The following is a 24,649-nucleotide window of genomic DNA, read 5'->3' as shown; positions in this document are numbered from 1 at the left end:
TCCTACTAATACGGGGAAAATCAGGCTTTTTACCAATTGGCATAAAATCAATCACGCCCCGGTGTTCCACCACTCCCCGATTATTTCTTATAATAGCATGGTTTGCGTGACAAAAGGATCATCTATCAAATATTCTCCTGCTTCAGAGCATCGACAATATTTTCTTTTTTCACTTTCGCGCTAGAATACAGCATTGAAATGCCGACGATTAGAAAAACAGCCACCACAACATACAATAGGCTTAGCCACGGCAAGGCAAAGGCAAAGCTAAAGCTGTTTTCCAAGGCCCTGTGCATCAAGAACATCAGCGCAACGCTAATCGGCAGTCCATACAGTAAAGCTTTTATTCCATAAAAAATACTTTCATAATTAACCATTTTATTAAACCCTTTTGGGGTCATCCCCATTGATTTGAGCATCGCAAATTCTCGCTTCCTAAGGGATATGCTTGTCGAAATCGTGTTCAAGATATTGGCAATTGAAATGGCTGTGATCAATACAATAAAACCATACGTAAAGACGGATAATAACATCACTAGTTGTTGTTCCTCTTGTCTACTTTGATAGTCATTTACGATATAATGCTTCACTTCTTCTATTTCCTCAATCTTTTTCTGGGTTTTGACAGGGTCTTTACTAGTTAGATACAAATAGGGAGGATTGTCTGTCTCTTCCAAAGCACCTTCACCTAACTGGGTTAAAGTCGATTTGGACACAATCAGATTCACCTGACCAAGGCTGCTCTGATGAACTCCCATTGGAAGTTGATCTGTTAACGCTGCAACTGTGACTTTATCCAAAAACGTTTCTTTCTCTGTTTCCCAATCTTTAGAGTAAAGATCGATTTTCTTACCAACCTTTGTATGAATGGCCTTTGTTTCCACATATTTCCCCGCTTTATCATCTTCATATTGAATCGTGTCTATGACGATCGCTGATAATTCATTTTTAAGTTGATTGTAATCGGCGCCTATTTCTTTGGCATACGCTTTTAAACTTTCATCCTCCAGGGCATATAAGCCAACATAATAGGGGTATTTATCATCTTTAAAATCTTCTTGATAGATTTCATCCTTCTTAAGTGGGTCTGCTGTTGCCTCTTTCTCTACCCAGGAAAATAAACTGCCGCTCGCCGTCATCATGTTGTAGTCCATCACTTCGTCCATAGATAATATAGATTGAACAAGCTGGTCATCCCCTTCATGCCCAAGCTCAATCATCATGTCATAATTAACTCCCTCTTGCGAAAGCCCCACGGATTTTTTCAGGCTGTCAGTAAAAAACGAAACGGATAGAAAGAGAATTATACTTATTACTAGTGAAAAAACGGTGGCTTGGTATCTTCGTTTATTTCGTTTTAAATTTTTTAAGCCAATTTCTGCCTCAATCCCGAAGAGTTTTCGAACGAGTTTTGATGTTTTGACCGCTTTGCCCGTTAATTTGACATCCATTGTTTGACGAATCGCATCAATGGCAGAAATACGAGAGGCTCTTCTTGCCGGGATATAAGTAGAAATAAAAATGGTTAGAATGGAAACGAGGATCGCAACAAGGATGGAACCGAGCGTAACCGTTACCTCCAATTTTTCACTTACGCCAAGTGCCCCTTGAATGATCTTATTGATGAACATAAAGGTAATCCCCATACCCGCAAGCCCTGCAAGGATGCCAATTGGGATACTAATAAGCCCAATCACCGCTCCTTCAAAAAAGACGGAATTCCTTTTCTGTTGCCTAGTTGCGCCAACACTGGAAAGCATCCCTAAATGCCGCGATCGTTCGGATACTGAGATCGCAAAGGCATTATAAATTAAGGAAACCGAGCCCACGATAATAATGACCATGATAATCGCGGATAATGAGTAGAGTGTCGTACGCATACCTTCGCTTTTAATTACACCCGAATAACGAAGCAATTCATAGTTAAAATCATAAGCCTCGGCAGAAATGTTATTTTTTTTAGCAAATTTTTCCGTATCAGTGAAGATCGAATTTTTCAGTTTCTTTAATACGACGGACGCATTGATCCCGTTCTCCTTCTCTGCATCAAGATAGGAAATAATGGTATAGCCCGGTGCCCAGGGAGATTCCCATGTGGGACGTTTAATTGTGCCTACTACGGTAAATTCTCGTGTTTCCGTCCCTTTCAATTCCTCCTCCAACTGGCCTTTTTCACCCATCATTAAGGAATAGGATTGATCAAGCGGCTCATCAATTTCCTCATCATTCGCTATGCGCTGACCTATATCCAGCTTTAGAATATCACCAATTTTATAGTCAACCTTGGCATCTTCTTTCATTTCATCGGAAATGACAACCTCATTCGCCGCTTGTGGGAATCGTCCCGAACTTAATTCAATCGGAAATTGTTCAAATCCCTGTTTATTATATTCTTTCACAAATAAATAAGGCTTCGATTCATTTTTGCTGTCTTTTAAAAAGGCATAACCAAGATCCTTCGACAGTATCACTTTTTTCGTATTATCATCTTTCTTGATGGCGTCGATTTGGTTTTGATTGACATCATGGTAAATGACATGCCATTCCCCGCTGTCTGCAATCGTCTGCCTCTTCACTAAATCCATAAAAGAAACCGCAATAGTCGCGACTGCTGTCAACATCGCGACAGAAATGATCACACCAATAATCGTGACAAGGGTACGCCTTTTGTTTTGTTTTAATTGCCTGATCGTCAGCTTATTCATAATATTCATGGACGAACCACCTCGTCTTTGGTGATACCGCCATCCTCAATCGCAATCACTCGATCTGCTTGAAGGGCAATCCGCTCATCATGAGTAATAATAACCAATGTTTGGTTATACGTTTTGTTAAACATTTTCAACAAATCGATGATCTCACTACTATTCTTACTATCTAAGTTCCCTGTAGGTTCATCCGCAAGCATTAAGGCTGGATTACAAATCAAGGCTCTCCCGATGGAAACCCTCTGTTGTTGTCCACCCGAAAGCTGATTTGGTAAATGGTTTAAACGCCCTTCCAACCCTAATCTTTTGACGACATCATCAAATTGTTTTTTATCCACTTTATGGCCATCGAGTAAAAGAGGCAAGGTAATATTTTCTTCTACGGTAAGCACTGGAATTAGATTATAAAACTGATAGATAAGCCCGATTTGCCGACGCCTAAAAATCGCCAATTGTGTTTCATTTAGATCATAAATATCGGTGTTGTCGACAAATACCTTTCCACTTGAAGGCCGATCCACCCCACCTAGTAAATGGAGCAGGGTGGATTTTCCAGAACCCGATGGGCCAATGATCGCAACAAATTCTCCTTTATTGATAGAGAAGGAAACATCGTCTAGTGCCTTAACTGCCGTTTCCCCTTTTCCGTACACTTTAGACAGATGCACAATTTTTAAAATTTCCATTGAGAAACCTCCATTATCTTTTAATTACGTTCAGTCTATCTATCTAAAATGACTCCCAGGTGACTATTAAGTGACAATCTAGTCACTTTTGGAAGCTTTCTATGAATGTGAACTGCATTATTCGAGCTATTGAGTGTTGCTTTTGAGCCGTTTGAGCTGAAGTTCGACCCAGTGGGCACAGACTTCGAGCCAGTGCACAAGCCTTTGTGACCGCTTTTCTTACTTTGACATGATTTTGGGTTCATAAAACATGCCTATTATGAGACCATTTTTTCTATTTGTCATCGTTTTGGGCTCATAAAACACGCCTATGCGACCATTTTTCTTGCTTTGACATGATTTTGGGCTTATAAAACACCCCTATGAGACCATTTTTCCTATTTGCCATAATTTTGGGCTCATAAAACACGCCTATCCGACCATTTTTCTTACTTTGACATGATTTTGGGCTTATAAAACACCCCTATGCGACCATTTTTCTTGCTTTGACATGATTTTGGGCTCATAAAACACCCCTATGCGACCATTTTTTCTATTTGTCATCGTTTTGGGCTCATAAAACACCCCTATGCGACCATTTTTCCTGCTTTGACATGATTTTGGGCTCATAAAACACGCCTATGAGACCATTTTTTCTATTTGTCATCGTTTTGGGCTCATAAAACATGCCTATGCGACCATTTTCTTTCTTTGACATGATTTTGGGCTCATAAAACACGCCTATGAGACCATTTTTCTTGCTTTGACATGATTTTGGATTCATAAAACATGCTTATGGGACCATTTTTTCTATTAGACATCGTTTTGGGCTCATAAAACACCCCTATGCGACCATTTTTCTTGCTTTGACATGATTTTGGGCTCATAAAACATGCCTATGAGACCATTTTTTCTATTTGTCATCGTTTTGGGCTCATAAAACATGCCTATCCGACCATTTTTCTTACTTTGACATGATTTTGGGCTTATAAAACACCCCTATGCGACCATTTTTCTTGCTTTGACATGATTTTGGGCTCATAAAACACCCCTATGCGACCATTTTTTCTATTTGACATCGTTTTGGGCTCATAAAACACCCCTATGCGACCATTTTTCCTGCTTTGACATGATTTTGGGCTCATAAAACACGCCTATGAGACCATTTTTTCTATTTGTCATCGTTTTGGGCTCATAAAACATGCCTATGCGACCATTTTCTTTCTTTGACATATTTTGGGCTCATAAAACACCCCTATGCGACCATTTTTCTTGCTTTGACATGATTTTGGGCTCATAAAACACCCCTATGCGACCATTTTTCTTGCTTTGACATGATTTTGGGCTCATAAAACACCCCTATCCGACCATTTTTCTTGCTTTGACATGATTTTAGGCTCATAAATCATATTTATGTACCCACTTTGACCACTTTTCGATAACTCCGAGAACATAGACGCATTTAGGTGGTCTTTCTACAGTTGAGTATAACCAAACCTCTTTATACAACTTGCTTATAAAATTTAATAATAAAGCGTGTGCCTTTTCCCATTTCACTTTGTACATCAATGGATCCGCTTTGACTTGTGATAATGCTATGAGCCATGGCCAGGCCAATGCCGACACTTTCTTCACTCCCAGTTTTCCCCTTATAAAACCGTCTAAAAATATAGGGCAAATCTTCTTTCGGAATGCCTTTTCCAGTATCGGCAATCACGATTTCTGTGAACAAGGCGTTTTCTCCATAGGTGATCGTGATCCCTCCTCCTATCCCCGTATGTTCTACACAGTTTTTTAAGATATTGACCAAAGCTTCCACTGTCCAATTAAGATCTCCTTGGAAGGACACCTGTTGATCGCCATGGATAGAAACGGTTTGTGCTTTGATATCCATGGGAATGAGGACAGGCTTTAAGGCCTTTTGAATCAGTTCCTCTACCAAAACTTGCTCTTTTTTAAAAAGCACGGTACCCGCATCGATTTTCGATATTTTTAATAAAGATGAAACAAGCCATTCAATCCGTTCGAGTTGAATTTGAATATTTTGGACGAATTCCTTTCGTTTTTCGGTTGGCAAATCATCGTCGCTTAGTAAGTCTGCCATCACCGTCATAGAAGTTAGTGGTGTTTTCAATTGATGGGAGATATCCGAAATAGCGTTCATTAGACGCATTTTATCCTCATGCAAAAGCGACCTCTGTTCTGATAACGTCATGGTCACTTTATAGATTTCATTTTTTAGAATGCTCAGTTCGCCTTCCCGATTATCCCTAACATCCAAGGAATAATCTCCAGCACTAATTTGGCGTAAATACCTTGATAAATTTTCTATTTCGCGATATCTCCAGCTTGTAAAAAATATGCAGGTGCCAATCAATATGATGGATGTGATCCATACAACAATGGCTGATCTGGTTGAAAAAAACCCTGCCGTTATACCCCCGACAATGGTGATACTCCCTAGCACTAGTAATAAAATTTGAAACTCCCGATTACGAATCATACTAATCCCCAATCTTATACCCCAAACCACGAATAGTTTTGATCATTCGTGGATTTTGTGGTTCATCTTCTAATTTTTCTCGCAGCCTTTTGATGTAGACAGTCAATGTATTGTCATTCACAAAGTCCCCAGCTACATCCCAAATTTGCTCTAACAGCTGGTTTCGCGACAAAACCTGTCCGATATGATTAGCAAAAATAAGCAGCAAACGATATTCCAATGCCGTTAACACAACTTCCTCTCCATTTTTATATACTTTTCCTTCAAGGAGATTAATTCGGATATTCTCAAGATCAATAATCGATTTTGTCTTCGGTTGTTTCTGATATCGACGTAATACCGATTTAATACGAGATAACAGTTCCCGAATACGAAAAGGTTTTGTAATGTAATCATCCGCGCCCATATCTAATCCCATTACAACATTCACTTCATCATCAATCGCTGTCAAAAAAATAACAGGGATATCGGCACGCTCTTTAACGATTTGACATAATTCATAGCCGCTGCCATCTGGCAAAGATAAATCAAACAAGCACAAATCAATTCCATTCAATTCTTCTGTTACAATCTTTTTAGCGGAAGCAGCATCATAACAAAGAATGGTTGAATAGTGGTCCTGTTTGAGCGAATATTCTAACCCCGATGCGATCGTTTTATCATCTTCTACAATTAAAATGTTCATTTTCCTTCACCCTATTTTTTTGTCGTTTTCCTTTTTCCCATTTCCCCTACTCTTATGGACCGATTTTACGTTATAATGAGGAGACTGATTTTTTTAGAAAAAGAGGGGAAAAATTGAATAGAAGAACTCAGTGTAAGCAAATAAAAAATTGGATTCATAAAGCCACAGAAGCAGCCCAACTGCCTATGCGAATCAAGCAACGGCAATCAGGTGTCAATATGAGTTATCATTTCTTAGAAAATTTTATTGGCTTCAATCCAAAAAGATTGATTCAGTCTCATAGAGAAATGCGAGAGGCGGTTGCATTGAAGGCCTTTGTCCAAGCGTTAACGCTTCATGAATTAGGACATTTTCTTGATCGTAAAGCTTTATTGGCCTCTATTCCAAAATCCTACCACATTTATCAAATAAAAAAAGCCCATACCTATTCTGAACGATGTAGAAATATAGAGCTTTTCCAGTGGGATATAGAAGATCATGAGATGAATTATCGTTTTGAAGAAACAGCTTGGTTAAACGCCCATACTCTTAATCAGCGACATTCAATCGTGGAATCACCGATTATGGACCAAGTTCAATTCAACAGCCTTTTAACATATACAGCCCCTTATAATCGAGATTTGCTTATCTATTATCAGTTAAAAACGGCTATGCTCGAACCGGTGGCCGTATAATGAGTATATCACGAGAAAGAATATCCCAGGTATAATTATGTGGATTTTTTTATAAATATACACTAGAATAGAGAAGTAAATTTAGATGTATGAAAGGTGAACATTTTGAACAAAAATACTTTTTCCTTCAATAACTTTTTATTATTTTTAATCCCGTCTTTAATTGGTATCTTCCTATTTATGATTCCCATTCCTTCTTCTGATGGAGTTACGATTCCTATTGCTGTTTTATCGGATCTTATTCAAGATCTGATTGGCCCGATTATTCCAACAATGATGGTGTGGATCATCATCTTTGCCTTATTCGGTACTATAGTGGCCAAAACGGTAAAACCAGCATTTATAAAGACATCCCCTTTTCTGACCAATTTATTTGATATTCATCCGGTTTGGGTGATTGCTAGAATATTAGCCACTATTTTTGCTGTGATGGTGTATTTCCGCCTCGGACCAGAAGCGATTTGGTCTGAGGAGACAGGAGGTACTTTACTTTATGATTTATTACCTGTACTTTTTGGTGTATTTTTATTTGCAGGCTTGCTTTTACCTCTTCTATTAAATTTCGGTTTACTAGAGCTGTTTGGCGCTTTAATGACGAAAATTATGCGACCCGTTTTCAAGCTGCCTGGTCGTTCTTCCATCGATGCATTGGCTTCTTGGCTTGGAGATGGAACCATTGGAGTTTTACTAACTAGTAAGCAGTATGAAGAAGGGCATTATACAAAACGGGAAGCAGCCATTATTGGAACGACTTTTTCTGTTGTCTCCATCACATTTAGTATTGTTGTTTTAAAAAGAGTTGATTTGATGAACTATTTTGTTCCTTATTATTTTGGAATTACCTTTTCAGGGGTTATCGCTGCGATCATTTTGCCCCGAATATGGCCCCTTTCCAAAAAGGCAAATACGTATATGAATGGGAAAGAAAGGGATCATGCTTCTGAGCTCATTCCAGAAGGATATTCCAGAATAGGCTATGGATTAGAACAAGCTCTAATCCAAGCGAAGAAAAGTAGCAGCGTGTCGAAGTTTCTTTTAGATGGTAGCAAAAATATATTAGATATGTGGATGGGTGTTGCTCCCATAGTGATGGCCCTTGGAACATTAGCATTAATTATTGCGGAGTACACCCCGATTTTTCAATGGCTAGGCATTCCGTTTATTCCATTGCTGCAATTACTCGGCATTCCTGAAGCCCAGGCCGCTTCTCAAACACTCGTAGTTGGCTTTGCTGATATGTTCCTTCCATCTATTTTGGCAGGTGACATTGAATCAGACATGACTCGTTTCATTATTGCCAGTGTTTCCGTTACACAGCTTATTTATATGTCTGAAGTCGGCGGCCTTCTAATCGGTTCTAAGATTCCTGTCAATATGAAGGATTTAATCATTATCTTTCTTCTGAGAACACTCATTACCTTACCGATCATTACCTTGATTGCGCATTTACTTTTTTAATAGAAAAGAGGCGGTCGCTTAAGACTGCCTCTTTTCTCCTCCCATGTCACAAAACCTCTTTATGTTTCTGTAAATAAGCGCGAATCATAAAGAAGCTAATGTCATCAGGTAATAATTCTTTTATAGGTGTTAATCTTGTTGTCTCCGCCTCTTTTACTGCTTTTGCAATAAGTGGTTCACATTCATGCGGAAGGAATCGATCCCATTGAACAGTCCAACCTTCCTGGTCACATTTTACAATATGACCTTCCACAGTTCTAGTGGAGAGTCCCCGTTCTGCTGCAATCTCTGAAATTTCCATTCCTTCTTGCAATAATTGGTATGTGATCTGATGGCTTGGTTGTTTTGAACTTTGAGCGGTGGTCTTTTCGATGACATAGGAGGGCGAAAAGGTTTTTCTCTCTATCCCTTTTTCTTCAGAATAATTTTGAATAACCACTAAAAACTTTTCCCCATATGCCTCTAATTTCCTCTCTCCAACACCTTTAATTTGCATGAGCTCAGCCTCATTCAATGGCAATCTCCCGCTCATTTCTTTTAATGTGACGTCGGAAAAAATGATATAGGGCGGGACTTTCTCTTCAGTGGCGATCTCCCTTCGTAATTGCCGCAGTCTCTCAAATAACTCATCATCTTCCACAATTTGTGCGATTTGCACTTTTTCCTTTCGAAAAACAGGCTCATTGCCTTTTAAAATCTCCCCCGCTTTCTCCGTAAGCATCAGAAGAGGATAGGTGCCGTCTGTGGGTTTTAAATAACCTTCCGCCGTTAAAAAATCAATAAATTCATTTACCTCTTTTTGCGTCTTATCTTTCATAATCCCATATGTAGATAAGTTTTGGAACCCAAAGTTTTTCACCTTCTGATTTGCTGATCCAGTTAACACCTGGCTGACCATTGTTTTCCCAAACCGTTCCTTCATTCTGCGGATACAAGAAAGGACCATTTGTGCTTCTCTCGTCACATCCATTTGCTCACGCTGATCTGTGCAATTTCCGCATTTCCCACATTCAGGTGGTTTTTTCTCCCCAAAATATTGAAGAATGTATTGTTGCAAGCAAGATTCCGTATGCCCATAAGCGACCATTTTACGCAATTTGCCATATTCATTTTCTTTTCTCTGTTCATCCATGTCGGATTGCTCAATTAAAAAAGACTGAATATGAGTGTCTTGAGGAGCGAATAAAAGAATGCAAGCACTCTCTTCCCCATCTCTTCCTGCTCTGCCAGCCTCTTGATAATAAGATTCCATATTACGAGGAATATGGTAATGGATCACAAAACGGACGTTGGATTTATTAATCCCCATCCCAAAAGCATTGGTTGCAACCATAACCGTCAAATCATCGTATAAAAATTTTTCTTGTTGCTCATTTCGAATTTTTTCTGACAGGCCCGCATGGTACCTACCTACGGATACACCTTTTCTATCCAGTAGTTGATAAAGCCTGTCTACTTCTTTTCTAGTGGCCGCATAAATAATCCCGGATTGTCCTTGGTTTTTCTCCATATAATCCAATACATAACGATCACGATCCTGCCCTTTCACCACTTGAAAATGAAGATTTTCACGCTCAAACCCTGTCATGACGACATTCTCATTATCAATATGGATAAGCTTGCAAATATCTTGCTGAACTTGCGGTGTGGCAGTTGCGGTCAAAGCGAGGACAACCGGTTTTGGTTGAATATCGTTAATCAAATGTTTGATTTGTAAATAGCTGGGACGAAAATCATGCCCCCATTGAGAAATACAATGCGCTTCATCAATCGCTAGGCAGGAAATATGAATTCTTTCTATCATTCTTTTAAAAGATGCTACTTCTAATCGCTCGGGTGCAATATAAACAAGTTTATATTTCCCATTATAAACATCTGCAAGTCGTTGCTGAATTTCGTCATTGGGAACAGCACTATTAATATAGGTTGAGGGAATTCCAGCCTTATCTAAGGCATCAACTTGGTCTTTCATCAATGAGATCAGAGGAGAAACCACAATCGTCACACCTGGCAACAACATCGCTGGGATTTGATAACAGATTGATTTCCCTCCACCTGTCGGCATAATGGCAAGGGTATCTTTTCCAGCTAATACCTTCTGAATAATATCTTCTTGTCCTTTTCGAAATTGCTCGTATCCGAAATGGGTTTGAAGTAATTGTTTTCCTTTGGTCAACAATGAACGACCCTCCAATTGAATAGATAAGAATAGTATACCAAAAAGAAGCTATGGAGCGAAGCAACAACAGCGGTTGTAATAGTAGAATTGACTTTTTAAGTGGACTGAAACATGGAAGGCTATTGATTAGGTAAGTCGTTTAGAAAAAATCTGCACAGCTGATCCGCTCATGGTCCTCCATTAAGTGCAAGTGCCTGGCACCTCCCGAAAAAGGTCGATTCTTGTCGACAAGGACAGATCCGTTCATTTCTAAAAGGCTATTTGTCTTTCAAGCCAAATAGCCTTTACTAGTATCCATGTAATAACTAACCGCCTTTTATACCTTCGCTTTTTCACGGATTTTTTCTAACATATCGGCCGTCATTTTCTCTAGATTATACTGTGGGCGGAACCCCCATTCTTCCCGGGCAGCAGAATCATCAATAGAGTTAGGCCAGCTGTCTGCAATCGCTTGACGAGCAGGATCAACTTGGTAATCTAATACAAAGGATGGAATATGTTTCCGAATTTCTGTGGCAATTTCCTCTGGTTCTAGACTCATCGCTGTTATATTATAGGCATTTCGATGCTGTAATTTTGCTGGATCCGCCTCCATCAATTGCACAACGGCTTCGAGCGCATCCGGCATAAACATCATATCCATATAAGTCCCTTTATTAATAAAAGACTGGTAACGCCCCTTTTCAACGGCATCATAATATATTTCAACAGCATAATCCGTTGTCCCTCCTCCAGGAGGAGTCACATATGAGATTAAACCAGGAAAACGAACTCCGCGTGTATCCACGCCAAACCTCGCGAAATAGTAATCACATAAAAGCTCACCAGCTACCTTGTTCACTCCGTACATCGAGGTTGGCCGTTGAATTGTATCTTGTGGAGCCTTATCTTTCGGTGTGGTTGGCCCGAAAGACCCAATCGAACTTGGCGCAAATAATTGAATGCCTAGCTCTTTGGCTGTCTCAAGCGCATTGATTAATCCACCCATATTCAAATGCCAAGCAGCAAGCGGTTTTTTCTCGGCAACTGCTGATAACATGGCGGCCAAATGAATGATAGCATCCACTTGGTTCTGCTTCGCCAATTGAAACATCTTTTCCCCATCTGCCACATCTAGAAGCTTGAATGGCCCAGATAAAGCTGCAACTGAATCATTTTTGCGAATATCTGTAGCAATAACATTATTCTCCCCATATAGATTTCGCAGCTTCACGATCAATTCCGACCCTATTTGCCCAAGCGCACCTGTTACCAAAATTTTTTTCATTGGACTTCCCCCTGATCCAGCTTGTTTAGATGATTCCGATTTCTTTCCCAACCTTCTCATAAACAGCTATGGCTTGATCAAGCATCTCCTTCGTATGAGCGGTTGTCGGCATATTTCGAACGCGACCGGTTCCTTTTGGTACCGTTGGAAAAACGATGGATTTTGCATATACCCCTTCTTCGAAAAGCCGCTTACTAAATTGTTGCGTTGCCTTTTCTTCGCCAATGATGCAGGGTGTTATCGGTGTTTCACTATGACCAATATCAAACCCTAAATCCTGCAACCCTTTTTTCAAATAATCGCCATTTTCCCAGAGTCGTTCATTTAGTTCTTTGCTTTCCATTAAGATTTCGATCGCTTTTGTGGCGGCTACGGCATCTGCAGGTGTAACAGCCGTAGAAAACAAGAAGGGACGAGACCGAACTTTCAACCAATCAATTAATTCTTTCTTGCCGGCGACATATCCCCCAACAACCCCAATCGCTTTCGATAGTGTTCCAATCTGGAAATCCACCTTCTCTTGCAGACCAAAATGCTTCACAGTACCAGCTCCGTTGCCAAGTACACCGGATCCATGAGCATCATCAACATACGTAATAAGGTCAAACTCCTCAGCAATATCCACAATTTCTGGCAGCTTAGCGATATCTCCATCCATTGAAAAGACGCCATCCGTAATCACCATGATCTTATTATATAGACCGGATTCCTTAGCTTCTTTCGCCTTTTGCCGTAAATCATCCATATCAGAATGGTTGACCCGAATAATTTTTGCTTTAGACAAGCGGCAACCATCGATAATCGAAGCATGGTTCAACTCATCCGATAAAATCGCATCATTTTTATCCATTACTGCTGAAATCGCTGCCATATTACAGTTAAAGCCTGATTGATAAGAGATCGCTGCTTCCGTTCCTTTAAATTCAGCTAGCTTTTCTTCCAGCCTCGTATGGACCTGTAAAGTACCATTTATTGTACGAACCGCACCTGCTCCAACTCCCCAATCTTGAATCGCCGTAATCGCTACTTCCTTTAAACAATCATCTGTAGCTAACCCCAAATAATTATTAGAAGACAAATTGATCAACTTTTTACCATTAAGTTTGATCATCGGTCCATTAGGACTTTCCACAACATCAATTTCATTATAAAGCCCTTGCTCCCGCAACGTGTCTAAATTCTCTGTTAAAAATTTGTGTAAATTTTGACTTGTCATTCCAATCCCTCCATATCGTTATCATTGTTCCCATGTCAGTGTATAATATACAAATGTCCACTCCAAAAATACAATAGTTCTTACATAACACTGATTTATACACATACTATACCATATGCACAGAAAATGTACATTGATAAAGGACAATTTTACACAAAAAATAGAGGGAACAAAGTCCCTCTGATTTCATACTTCTGTTGCCGGCAGCGCGGCCGGCTCATATATCCATAATCGACCGTCTATATGAATGAATAGGAACGTCCTTATTCTTTCATTTCACGTTGAATTTCAGTCACTTTGTCCTCATCCAGATCCGTTGATTCCGCAACAAATTTGATGGGCATGCCCCTTTCCAAAAGATGGAGGGCAATCCTTCTTTTAGCAGTTTGTTCTGCTTCATTTGCTTTATGATTGGCATCTTTTAATTGTTTAATACGCCTTTTCTCTTGCTCTATTTCTTTCTTTTCTTGCTCCCAAATTTTCTTCTCTAGTTCTAAACCTTTCTTTTCTTGTTCTAAACCTTTCCGCTTTTGTTCGAGACCTTTCTGTTCTTGTTCTAGATCTCTCTTCCTCTGCTCAAACTCTTTCTTTTCTTGTTCAAAAGCCTTTTGTTGCTGGACGAATAATTTCTTCTTGCGTTCGTCCTCCTCTTTATCCAAAATATACTTCAACCGTGATTCATAAGCATAGATTTCCTCCTCCGTCATGCTCGACTCCTCCCAGTCTTCAAAAGCCCTACGCAAGATCGGATCCTTCATGGCTATCTCCTCCAATTCCTTAAAAATATCGTCATAGATTTTCCCCTTTCTACCATCGACCATACCTAACATCAAGAGCCATCTTGCTAGTACATCATTCCATGGATCTAGTTTATCAACTTGCCAATCTTTTATTAACTTCGGCATCTCAACAAAATGAAACTCCATTATATTCGACAGCCTGAATTGTTCCTCATCTTCGTAGAGATGATAAGACGTATGAAAGCGTTCTGTTTGAGTGAATACGGGAAAATTAAGAATATTAATGGAATTCACGGGTCGTAGCTCATCATAATCCATATTCTTCTGCAACTGATTTTTGAGCAGCTTTTCCTTCCTCATCTGTTGGTTGTAATCCGTGGGGTCTTCTCTGACTTTAAGTGGAGGAATAGAATGAGTAGGTTTTTCATAATGTAGTTCAGTTATGGTCATCATAACACATCCTTCATCAAATATCTGAAATGACCGGGTTTGCTGACCAGTTCCATTTTTCAAAAATGTTTTAAAAATACAAAAAATACCCCTATGGAATATAGAACACGAAATTGGAATGTGGATAACTGAAACCTGTGGGCATAATACTTGTCTAATTCTATTCAGGAAACTACCATTAACTTCCAGTACTTTTATGATGTTAAAAACGTCTTTCAGTAAAATTGGGGATTATAGTCCTATCATACAAGTTCTTTTTTTGCCTTACAAAACCTCCTAAATCTTCATCGAGAAGGTTTTGTAAGGTATTGATAGGTTAAGTTTGGGGAGAAATATTTAACATTTACTATTGTGTAGATTAAGATAATAAGAATTCTATTATACTTTATGGCAATTAACAGAGCGAGCTCTCGACAAACCGCATTTGCCAATGGGTTAAAATAGGAAAAACCAAGAGGTTATTCGGTATGCCTTCTTTTTCCCCTTCGTTACTCTAATATCAAACCATTGGCGGTTTTGCCAAGAATGATTGCGACGACTTACCATCACAGTCTAGACCTAGTACTTCTTCTGATTTTTTGTTTTCGGAGAACTTTTAACACTACCGGATATCGCTCTATTCGAACTCTCTTCTATGCCTTTTTCAAATGAAATGGAAAAATACTTAAAATAACCCGATCGAGATCAATCAAATATAAGGTACATGATTAGAAAAAAAAGTGGCCATGAACGGCTAAGGGTTAAGAATCATTTGGTTTTTGGATTCATCATTTAGCTATTTCCTTTTTTAAAAACGATTCAACTTCCTCTTTATTGGGTACATCTTCTGCGCCCCCGATTCGTAAGGTCGCTAGGGCACCACATGCATTAGAAAAAGACAGCAATTCCAGGTCACGTTTCCCTTCAAGATATCCACAAATAAGCCCAGCATTAAAAGAATCCCCTGCACCTGTCGTATCAACTGCATTTACGGGATAACCAGGTGCTTTGTTCATTTCATTTCCTACTATGGCACACGATCCCTCAGCTCCGCATTTTATAACAATCATCCCTCTCTTCTCAGGCAGTTTCTCGGAGATCCTGTTCCTATCACGCAAGTCAAAGAAGATATGCTGAAACTCATCTTTACTAGGAATAAATAAATCCGTGTACTGAAGCAACTCACTTATTGAGTCCCTATTCCATTCTTCGTATGGATCCCACCCAACATCAAAAGATGTGCTGATACCGTATTTATGAGCATCTGAAAATAATTGATTCCAGTATTCTTGCATTCCTTTTTGTAAATAATAAGAACCGAAATGAATATGATCAGCAATTCCCAATAGATTTTCCGGTAAATCTTTTGGCATCAGATGTGGAATAGACCCCATGTAGGTTAATAGACCCCTGTCCTTTGATGTTGAAAACGATAAAGTAACGCCCGTCTTAATATTAGGTATCTTTTTTACGTACGATGTATCTACCCCTCTGGCCTTCAATTTTTCTATACAAAATTCTCCGAAAGAATCATCCCCGACCATTCCAACAAATCGAACGTTTAATCCTAACCCAGCCAAACAACATGCCGTTATTGCAGAGGAGGACCCTAAAACCAAGTTAAACTCATTGATAAGTTTTTCACGGTTCCATTCAGGTATTACTTCCTCTCCGGTTAATATAAAATCAACGTTCAATTCACCGATAACAACAACATTATTTTCGGACAGATTTTTTTTGCCTTTCACCATTATTTTAAATCTCCAATGTACTCACGCTCAGCCAAAAACAATTCTTCGAACATGTTCTTGATTTCACCAAGAGAACAAATAGCAGCGGTTAAAGGATCCAACATCAAGGCGTGCATAGCCATTTCTTTATCTTTATTCAAAACAGCATTAACGGCCAACTCAAAAAAAGCCATGTTACTGCGGCAAAGTGCAGCTAAATGCTCAGGCAACCTACCAAAGCGACAAGGGTGAACACCGTTTTGATCTACCAATGAGGCAACCTCAACAACCCCATCAACTGGTAAATTTTCGATTAATCCTTGATTTAATACGTTACCATAAATAACCTTAGGTGAGTTTTTGACTATTCCTTCAATAATCACGGCAGCGTATTCGCCACTAGGAGTAAGTTCAATGTCTTCTTCTCCGGTTAGCTTTTTTCTTATTATTTCGTCATTCTCTTTTCTCCATGTAGGCCAGTTATTCGCATAAAAGCCTGTACCTCCATTGTAACCCGTACTACAATGGATATCTATAAGATCCTGGCGCTTTCGATAATATGGAACATACTCAGAAAAGTGACCACTTGATTCTGACACAAAGGCCCCCAAATATTTCATCGCATCAAACTTAACTGGGTCCTTTGCCAACAAGTTCGGATCCTTTATTTTTTCTTTGAGGACTGGATACATATCTTTACCGTTATGAGTTAACTCGACGAACCAAGACATATGATTTATACCCGCTGATTTCCATTTTAATTCTTCGTAAGGAACATCCAAATATTTCGCTAAATCTTGTGAGGTATTTTGAATAGAATGGCATAATCCAATTACCGGAATAGATGTCACTTTCGTTGTAGCTAAGGTAACCGCAGACATCGGATTTGTGTAATTTAAAATAGTTGCATTCGGAGATAGCTCCTCTATATCCTCCACAATCTCCAACCATGCAGGTAACGTTCTTAACGTTTTAAATAAACCACCGGGACCCAACGTGTCCCCTATACACTGCTTAACACCATACTTCAAAGGAATTTCATATTCCATCTTTACAGTTGACAGACCCGCAACCTCAATTTGATTTATTACAAAATCAGAATTGACTATGACCTCCCTACGATTTGTTGAGGATTCCACTGTCCACTTTTTCCCTGTTTTCTCAACTATCATTTCCACGAGTTTGTGTGCTATCTCCAACCGCTCTGCATCAATATCAACAAGTGCAATAATACCCTCGTCAATCCCATCGATTGTTAAAATATCCACGATAATTTCCTGTGTAAATGCACTTCCAGCCCCAATAATTGAAATTTTAATCATACCTCTTTCACTCCAACATCTTTATTTAAGGTCAATACATACTTTTATTTAAAATGAAAAGTTATACTGCTCTTTCTTTTCGTTTAATCCATTCCATGAACCTTTCTTAGACAATGGCTGCGTTTCAACATTTGGATTCTCATTTCTCGTTACTTGGCTAATTATTTTCGCAGTAACTTTAGCCAATAAAAAAGAGTTTTAAAGAAGCACATATTTGCCCTTTCCAGAAAAAATCGGCAAATTAAAGCTACATGTGAAAACAATACGGAACGTCAAGCCCCTGTCGCAAGTGGAATCGGAAAAAAATTACCTTCCAAGGTACCATTCCATCTTGTTGTGTAGTCAACCCGAATTAGAATTGTCCTCAATACCAATTTCTCCTAATAAGACCTAACAACAAAATCACAATTTGTACTCCCTTCAGGAGCATTTCATATTATAGGGCAGAACCGATTATATACTGTCTGCCACCATTCAATGAATATTCCTGAAAGGATTAAAAAACCACTTAAATTTTTTTAATGTTTTGAATCCCAAAGATTTGCAATCTCGTCCACTGCCTTTTCTATGTCTCCTTTACCGTTTAAAGGTAATTGAAGTTTTTGAGGGATATACTCCCACCACAGTTTTGTTACGTCTTCAAAATATGGATCAGGAATGGACTTAGATTGTGCCTCAAAAAATATCTGTTTATTGAAACTATCATCATTGGGAAGATAGTCTTCAAAAGCCATCTTATTTGCGGGAATTGCATGTCCTTGTTTAGCAATTTCTTTCTGTCCCTCTGAGCCAGCCAACCAACTCAACAATTTCCAGGCAGCTTTTTCATTCTTCGTATAGGGACTCATCGCGTAGCCGGCAGGCTGTACAACGGCCTGTATTTCATCAAATTTTGGCGGTAAAAAGACATCAAAGTTTATTCCCGCATCTTTTAACGTTTGAACATTCCAACTACCGATAAATGACATTGCTACTCTTTTCGATCCAAGAACTAAAAACGGATCATCTCCCAATTTTTCCATTTGACTCGCTGGAACATTTACGTGATATTTAGTTGTTAAATCTCTGAAAAAGTTTAATACTTCGATCGCCTCTGGGGAGGAAAGAGCGAGTTTATGATCCTCATCTAATAATCGAGCTCCGTTAGACCAAAGTTCAGGCTCTAAAACAGAATCTGCAGTTCCAGCAGCATTAATTGCAAGTCCAAACTGTTTAATACGTTTGGAATCAAAAGAAGAACTCAATGCATTGTTACCGTCTTGATCTAACGTTAATTTTTTTGCCAGTTCAAGCACTTGCTCCCAGGACATTTCATCCTCAGGATATTGCAAATCTGCCTCATCAAAAATATCCTTATTGTAAGCCATGACAATCACATTAGCATCTCTTGGAAGAGAAACTTGCTGATCCTCAAACCTGTGAATATCCAACACATTCGGTGAGAAATTGGATAGATCAAAATCTGAAGAATTGATTAGATCGCCCAAATCTTTCATAACCCCTAATTTGGCATATTGGTTTACATAAGCAGGGTCAATCTTATAAAGGTCAGGTAAGTCTTTCGAGGAAGCTTGGGAGGTTAACCAATTCCAATAGCTATCCCAAGACTTATAAACGAGATTGACCTTCACTTCAGGATATTTATCATTAAAACTGTCAATTAATTGTTGTTCACGTTTAATTTCATCGGATGCCCCCCAAATGCCAAGAGTAATTTCACCTGAACCATCTGAATCCTTATTGGTACCTGTATCTTTACTTGAACAAGCCCCCAAAATTAAAGTAAAAATAAACAGCAAACTAAAGAATAAATAGACTTTCCCCTTTTCCACATGACCATCTCCTTTAAATTATCACGATTAAAGCCCATTTTTACTGATTATAAATCTCTTTTTAACCTTTTGTTCCCGTTAAAACCACCCCTTCCACGAAAAATCTTTGCGCAAAGAAATATATAACAGCAATAGGTAACAAGCTTATAAAGGCTCCTGCAGCTAACGAAGGAATATCTTGTGATTGTGTTCCAACCAATAGCTCTAATCCAACACTCAATGTATATTTTTCTGGAGTTTGCAGGAATAGAAAAGGTGTAAAAAAGTCTGTCCAAGAAAAAACGAAGGAGAAAATAAACCCAGTTATTAAAATTGGAACAGAAAGTGGCATAACCACACTTTTGTATACTGTCCATAAATTTCCACCATCCATATAGGTTGCTTCATCCAACTCTAAGGGTATGGTTAAAAAAAACTGTCTAAACAAAAAGATAAAGTAGGCATTCCCCAGAAAAGCAGGTACAATTAATGGCAACCATGTGTCATACCAACCAATGTTCTTAAAGATAATAAATAGTGGTATTAAAGTAACTTGCTGAGGTATCATTAACGTTGCAATAACAACTACAAACAAAAGATTTTTGTTGCGTGCCTTCGTTCTAGCAAATCCAAACGCAACAAGTGAACTGGAAATAACTGTTCCAACTGCAACACCTGTTGAAATGATAAATGAATTAATTATCCAACTTGGAAATAAAGGTAATTTTTCAAAAAGACGAGAAAATGCAGAAAACGTTATTGGGTTGGGTATCCACTCCGGAGGATAGACCAACATTTGCCCTTGTGTTTTCACCATGGTAGAAATAAGCCATAACAATGGACCAGCAAAGATAGCCAGCCCCAGTACCAATATTAAATATTGTAAAAAGGTAACTATCCTTGGATTTCTTTTCATAATACTACCTCCCATTCCCCGCTTCGTAATATACCCAACTTTTTGATGACCTCATAACAATTAATGTGATTATTAAAATAATAATAAACAATATCCAAGACTGAGCCATGGCCAGTCCAAAGTCAAAATCTCTAAAGGCGGTATTGTAGGTATTTACCAAATAAGTTGTTGAAGCGTAATCTGGTCCACCTTTATTTAAAATGTATGATTCAGTAAACATCTGGAAATATGCAATGCTCTGCATAACCACTGAAAAAAGGATCGTTGGGGTTATCATCGGAAGTGTTACATGAATAAATCGTTTGATTGGTCCAGCTCCGTCTATTTTTGCAACCTCATAAAGATGTGTTGGCACACCTTTTAATCCAGCTAGAAAAATCAAAATTCCACTTCCTGCTGCCCACATTCCCATTGCAATTATTACCGGTTTAATTAAATGCACATTTTGGATCCAATCGAATGGACCCAGCCCTACAAGACCTAAGATTTGATTTACAACTCCTGTATGGCCAAAAATTATAATCCAAATAATAACAGATGCAACCATTGGTACCAGGTAAGGCAGGTAATACAATGTACGAAAAATATTAATTCCTTTTACCTCAATATTCAATATCAGAGCCGTTGCCAACTGAAAGGCTATAACAAAAGGTGTGCCAATAAAGACAAAATATAATGTATTAAATAGGCTTTTTATAAAAATTGAATCGTGCAAGAGTCCTAGATAATTATGAAAGCCTACCCATTTGGGGGGGTGTTATTGAATTATAATCAGCAAAACTGTAAATCAATGATACCAAGGTAGGCCCTACAAAAAATGCCAAAAATCCAATTATCCAAGGTGAAATAAATAGATAAAATTTTATATCTTCCTTCATCCTAGATGAGAACATTTCATCACCCTCTTTTACTCAATAATTTATGATGTACACTAATATAATTAAGCTATGCTATATTTTAAAAACCTCTATTCCGAATATTAATGGCTGTTGCTTTACCATAAAATTAAATTGAAAATAATCTAGTATATTTGTTCTTAATCTTGCATCGATCACTTCTGATTCGGTTTTAAGACTTTTATACATTCGTGGTAATTGCTATTTAATCGGGTTAATAGAGTAGGATGAGGGTTTTCACCCTCCGACCTCTCGTCAAACCGGAAGTACAGATTTCCCCCATCTGGCTTTCTCTTCGTTAGTCTCCATTTCCAAGAGCGGGTTTTCTTACATTCTCTTTATTTCACTGCTGAATTAGGAACGATTAGTGAGTAAGTCAACCATTGAGGCTAATCCAGTTTTTGCTAGCACTTATTAGGGATTCTCCAGTTGGATTTCATTGGTATCTTTTTCCTTATGAAAGCTCGCACCCCCATACAAATCCATTCGTCCAGACGTTGGAATTTTCTTTCACATTACTGACTAGAAAATAATTGGCAAAACCTCGTATGACCTTATTTAGTTTATGGTCACCTCTTCTAAGCTTTCGCCTTGTTGTCTCCTAGATAAATATCTTATTTTATCTTTCTACTTCTTCACTCTTTGCTCTGGGAGCACCATATAGTTCTTCCAGAAATCAATGCCAAGAAATCGGAAACCTTCATCAAATGAACGATCTTCGTTTTTTCGGGATGCATGGTGAGCTTAAGATCATCTTCTATAATCTTTTTAGCGGCTCTATAAGCCTTTGGGCTTGCACCTTTGTTTTACAGAAAACTGGCATCATCCGCAAATCGTACAACTGAAAATCCATTTACTCAACATGATGTCATTACCACATGGTTTGTAAGAATGTTTTTCTATTAATTTTATATGTATCATTGCGCTATTTCCATTAATATTACCTTATATTAAAATATCCTCCTATCAACATGATGTCATTACCAGATTACCTTCACATATAGTCTTCTCTCTATCGCATTCCCCCTTTTTGTACAGTCATTAATATCAACCTAAGTGAGGACGCATACATATACCGCTTTCATTTTTGGAAACCTTATAAGCTAGTTACAATTAAACTATAACCTACCCCTTTCGTTATTGTCAACAGAGGAATAATAGAAAAATGACAGGAAAATAGTCTTTATCTTACTGTCTACGCTTAAAGATAGAAGTTACCTCCTACCCTCCAAGACTCGCTACAGGCGAGTGGCTAACTCTAACCTGATGGGATTCCCACCCACTATATGATATGACCTAGGAGCCCCAGACAAAAGTTCTTTTTAAAAAAACGCCAGGGACCTCACTTCAGCCTTGTTTTATCAAAAAATGGGGAGATTTAAAAAAGAGTACACCAAATAAACTTCACTTTTCTATCATTTTTTAAATTTTATACACAAATTAGTTTTGCACCCCCTTTCAAGTTTGCTCTTATCATCTGGATTCCCGGAATTTATAACGAGGTAGTCTACAAGTGCCGGTACAATAACTTTTTCCTCTCGTTATACAAAAATATGTGTGACGATGATTTATATGTCTAAATCCCTTTATAATCACATTCCTCGTTATAAAACAGTGTATTTTTCGGGAATCCAGGTTATCAGGCGGTATCTTTGTATACATTCTCTTAATTAATCCCAAAGATTTGCAATCTCGTTTACTGTTTTTTCTATATCCCGTTTACTACAGCTGTCCTAAAGAACAACAAGAATAATAGACTGTCATCCAAAACCTTTTAATACGAGAAATTTATACCCGACAAATGATGCCCCCTTGTTTTTTGGAATATGCTTCTAACTCACATCTACTGTAAAGCCCTTCGACCCAATATATTTTTGAATTAGTTTTTCACTTTTGCTTCTTCAATAATTTTCTCAGCCTCTTCTTCCACTTCACGTAAAAAGGTAGGTATATCTATGTCGGAGTCGGCAAATTTAGTTAAATCAAATGGAACATAACGGTCAAAATGACTATAGTTGTCTAATTCTGCTGGTTCAAGTTCGAAGAACAGCTTGGTATTTCGATCTTTATATTGGTCTAATTCTGCACCAAAATTATCTAACACCTCGGGATCAAGGACCGCAGGACCAGAGGACATTGTACTAACAATATTTATTTGGCTTTTGGTTGATACATATTCTGTCAACACCCGAAATGCTGTTACTTTGTTTTTACTGTAAGAGGTCACAACCATTGCAGCGGTTCCAAGATGAGGACCAATTGTTGGTTGATCCTCCCAAACAGGTACAGGAGCAAAATCCATATTTTCTTGATATTCAAGATCACCCCAGCCCTGAGCCAAATAATTCTGCCAATGAATCGTCATTGCTGCTGCTTTTTGTGCGAACATATCACTTTCCAGTACGTCCTTACTACGCATCCCAGGAATGTTATAATATTCTCGCATCAGCTCTAGGTATCTCGTAAATTCTGGTTTTTTAGTAAGCAAAACTTCCCCGGATTTTGCATCTGTCATAGCTATTCCAAACTCTCTTAGGGGCACCTTTGCTAAATCGCCTGTCGAACCCCATCCGCCAAATAGCAACCCAATATACATTTGATTATTACGCTCGGCTGTCATTTTTTTACTAAGTTCCAATGTCTCTTGCCAAGTCATTGGTTTATTAGGATCAGGATAAGGCTCTCCAAACAGGTCAAATACTTCCTTATTATAATAAAGGGCAAACAGTCCCGTTCCATCCGGAAATCCGATTAATCGATTTTCCGAATCATACCCTTTTACAAGAGAAACAAGAGATGGATTCAATCGGCCAAGATCAAAATCCTCTTGTATCACAAGATCATCAAGTGGATAAATAGCCTCTAAATCTTCGAGCGGTCCAATATCATCCGGAGATGAAATAATAATATCTGGAACCACATCGGCGGCGAACAATTCTTGCAATCCTTCACTTGTACCATTATAGGAATTAAAAACAATTTCTACATTTTCTAATGCCTCTTCGATTGGTTTAAAGCGTTCATTAAATTGTTCTTCCTCCCATGGGTAAGCAACATTAATCGTGAGTGGATTGTCGGGGGTCCCTTCTTGTTCATCACTTACAACAACAATTTTTTCTTTTTGTTCTCCGCCTTTTCCCGTATCTCCACTCGTAGATTTAGTGCATGCCCCGAAAAAAAGACCCATAGAAACGAGGATCAGCCCCATCACCCAATTTCTTCTCGACCTATTCATACAATTTCATCCCCCATATATTTAATTAAGAACAAGATATGCACTTTAATACTTTAATAAATAATTCATTGCGTTACCTCAAACTTCTGATTTGATATTTCCCCTCCAAAGGACTAAATCACTTTTATTTTCCACAAGGAAAATTGTCACCTAAAATAACAAATGTCACCAGGGTATGATGTCATTACCACTTAACTTATAAAATATTTATCTAT

16 protein-coding genes are annotated in these 24,649 nt (G+C 38.4%); 2 read left to right on the top strand and 14 right to left on the bottom strand.

Features of this window, described 5'->3' with window-relative positions; genetic code table 11:
• Positions 1 to 125 precede the first annotated feature (125 nt).
• From MUB24_RS11785 to MUB24_RS11770, 4 genes are all read right to left on the bottom strand, one after another.
• Positions 126 to 2,714, bottom strand: coding sequence for an ABC transporter permease (locus MUB24_RS11785; RefSeq protein ID WP_244704240.1), 2,589 nt, complete (start codon positions 2,712 to 2,714; stop codon positions 126 to 128).
• Positions 2,711 to 3,394, bottom strand: coding sequence for an ABC transporter ATP-binding protein (locus MUB24_RS11780; RefSeq protein WP_244704238.1), 684 nt, complete (start codon positions 3,392 to 3,394; stop codon positions 2,711 to 2,713). Before MUB24_RS11780 ends, MUB24_RS11785 begins: the two co-directional genes overlap by 4 nt.
• Before the next feature lie 1,480 nt (positions 3,395 to 4,874).
• A complete protein-coding gene (locus tag MUB24_RS11775) occupies positions 4,875 to 5,876 on the bottom strand; it encodes a sensor histidine kinase (RefSeq protein ID WP_244704307.1) in 1,002 nt (333 codons plus the stop codon).
• A 1-nt stretch (position 5,877) separates the two neighbouring features.
• Complete coding sequence (locus MUB24_RS11770; protein WP_244704236.1) at positions 5,878 to 6,561, bottom strand: response regulator transcription factor; 684 nt, start codon at positions 6,559 to 6,561, stop codon at positions 5,878 to 5,880.
• A 113-nt stretch (positions 6,562 to 6,674) separates the two neighbouring features.
• On the opposite strand from MUB24_RS11770, the gene MUB24_RS11765 reads away from it, so the two are divergent.
• Both MUB24_RS11765 and MUB24_RS11760 read left to right on the top strand, forming a co-directional pair.
• On the top strand, positions 6,675 to 7,235 hold the full coding sequence (locus MUB24_RS11765; protein WP_244704234.1) for a hypothetical protein: 561 nt from the start codon (positions 6,675 to 6,677) through the stop codon (positions 7,233 to 7,235).
• A 180-nt stretch (positions 7,236 to 7,415) separates the two neighbouring features.
• On the top strand, positions 7,416 to 8,693 hold the full coding sequence (locus MUB24_RS11760) for a YjiH family protein (protein WP_244704305.1): 1,278 nt from the start codon (positions 7,416 to 7,418) through the stop codon (positions 8,691 to 8,693).
• Positions 8,694 to 8,739: 46 nt separating this feature from the next.
• Here MUB24_RS11760 and recQ read toward each other — a convergent pair whose 3' ends face one another.
• The 10 genes from recQ to MUB24_RS11710 form a co-directional block, all read right to left on the bottom strand.
• Positions 8,740 to 10,872 (bottom strand): DNA helicase RecQ, encoded by a 2,133-nt coding sequence (gene recQ / locus MUB24_RS11755; protein WP_244704232.1) that lies wholly within the window; start codon positions 10,870 to 10,872, stop codon positions 8,740 to 8,742.
• A 316-nt stretch (positions 10,873 to 11,188) separates the two neighbouring features.
• A complete protein-coding gene (locus MUB24_RS11750; RefSeq protein ID WP_244704230.1) occupies positions 11,189 to 12,139 on the bottom strand; it encodes an L-threonine 3-dehydrogenase in 951 nt (316 codons plus the stop codon).
• Positions 12,140 to 12,164: 25 nt separating this feature from the next.
• On the bottom strand, positions 12,165 to 13,355 hold the full coding sequence (locus MUB24_RS11745; protein WP_244704228.1) for a glycine C-acetyltransferase: 1,191 nt from the start codon (positions 13,353 to 13,355) through the stop codon (positions 12,165 to 12,167).
• A gap of 263 nt (positions 13,356 to 13,618) precedes the next feature.
• A complete protein-coding gene (locus tag MUB24_RS11740) occupies positions 13,619 to 14,545 on the bottom strand; it encodes an Rpn family recombination-promoting nuclease/putative transposase (protein ID WP_244704226.1) in 927 nt (308 codons plus the stop codon).
• A gap of 767 nt (positions 14,546 to 15,312) precedes the next feature.
• Complete coding sequence (locus tag MUB24_RS11735; protein ID WP_244704224.1) at positions 15,313 to 16,275, bottom strand: carbohydrate kinase family protein; 963 nt, start codon at positions 16,273 to 16,275, stop codon at positions 15,313 to 15,315.
• On the bottom strand, positions 16,275 to 17,576 hold the full coding sequence (gene melA / locus MUB24_RS11730) for an alpha-galactosidase (protein ID WP_244704221.1): 1,302 nt from the start codon (positions 17,574 to 17,576) through the stop codon (positions 16,275 to 16,277). Before melA ends, MUB24_RS11735 begins: the two co-directional genes overlap by 1 nt.
• Before the next feature lie 518 nt (positions 17,577 to 18,094).
• The gene (locus MUB24_RS11725; protein WP_244704219.1) at positions 18,095 to 19,408 is read right to left on the bottom strand and encodes an ABC transporter substrate-binding protein; all 1,314 of its coding nucleotides are present in this window, start codon (positions 19,406 to 19,408) and stop codon (positions 18,095 to 18,097) included.
• A gap of 61 nt (positions 19,409 to 19,469) precedes the next feature.
• Positions 19,470 to 20,303, bottom strand: coding sequence for a carbohydrate ABC transporter permease (locus tag MUB24_RS11720; RefSeq protein ID WP_244704217.1), 834 nt, complete (start codon positions 20,301 to 20,303; stop codon positions 19,470 to 19,472).
• A 4-nt stretch (positions 20,304 to 20,307) separates the two neighbouring features.
• Positions 20,308 to 21,018, bottom strand: coding sequence for a carbohydrate ABC transporter permease (locus tag MUB24_RS11715; protein WP_244704215.1), 711 nt, complete (start codon positions 21,016 to 21,018; stop codon positions 20,308 to 20,310).
• A gap of 2,060 nt (positions 21,019 to 23,078) precedes the next feature.
• Positions 23,079 to 24,434, bottom strand: coding sequence for an ABC transporter substrate-binding protein (locus tag MUB24_RS11710; RefSeq protein ID WP_244704213.1), 1,356 nt, complete (start codon positions 24,432 to 24,434; stop codon positions 23,079 to 23,081).
• Positions 24,435 to 24,649: the final 215 nt, after the last annotated feature.

It is taken from the genome of Lederbergia sp. NSJ-179 (assembly GCF_022867885.1).
Classification (GTDB): domain Bacteria; phylum Bacillota; class Bacilli; order Bacillales; family Bacillaceae_C; genus Lederbergia.
The sequence above is the reverse complement of the archived record's forward strand: the minus strand, read 5'-3'. Positions and strand labels throughout refer to the sequence as shown.

Coding starts and splice junctions, on each gene's coding strand:
- MUB24_RS11785 (WP_244704240.1), bottom strand. CDS start 2,714: ATGAATATTATGAATAAGCTGACGATCAGGCAATTAAAACAAAACAAA.
- MUB24_RS11780 (WP_244704238.1), bottom strand. CDS start 3,394: ATGGAAATTTTAAAAATTGTGCATCTGTCTAAAGTGTACGGAAAAGGG.
- MUB24_RS11775 (WP_244704307.1), bottom strand. CDS start 5,876: ATGATTCGTAATCGGGAGTTTCAAATTTTATTACTAGTGCTAGGGAGT.
- MUB24_RS11770 (WP_244704236.1), bottom strand. CDS start 6,561: ATGAACATTTTAATTGTAGAAGATGATAAAACGATCGCATCGGGGTTA.
- MUB24_RS11760 (WP_244704305.1), top strand. CDS start 7,416: ATGATTCCCATTCCTTCTTCTGATGGAGTTACGATTCCTATTGCTGTT.
- MUB24_RS11750 (WP_244704230.1), bottom strand. CDS start 12,139: ATGAAAAAAATTTTGGTAACAGGTGCGCTTGGGCAAATAGGGTCGGAA.
- MUB24_RS11745 (WP_244704228.1), bottom strand. CDS start 13,355: ATGACAAGTCAAAATTTACACAAATTTTTAACAGAGAATTTAGACACG.
- MUB24_RS11740 (WP_244704226.1), bottom strand. CDS start 14,545: ATGACCATAACTGAACTACATTATGAAAAACCTACTCATTCTATTCCT.
- MUB24_RS11735 (WP_244704224.1), bottom strand. CDS start 16,275: ATGGTGAAAGGCAAAAAAAATCTGTCCGAAAATAATGTTGTTGTTATC.
- melA (WP_244704221.1), bottom strand. CDS start 17,576: ATGATTAAAATTTCAATTATTGGGGCTGGAAGTGCATTTACACAGGAA.
- MUB24_RS11720 (WP_244704217.1), bottom strand. CDS start 20,303: ATGAAAAGAAATCCAAGGATAGTTACCTTTTTACAATATTTAATATTG.
- MUB24_RS11710 (WP_244704213.1), bottom strand. CDS start 24,434: ATGAATAGGTCGAGAAGAAATTGGGTGATGGGGCTGATCCTCGTTTCT.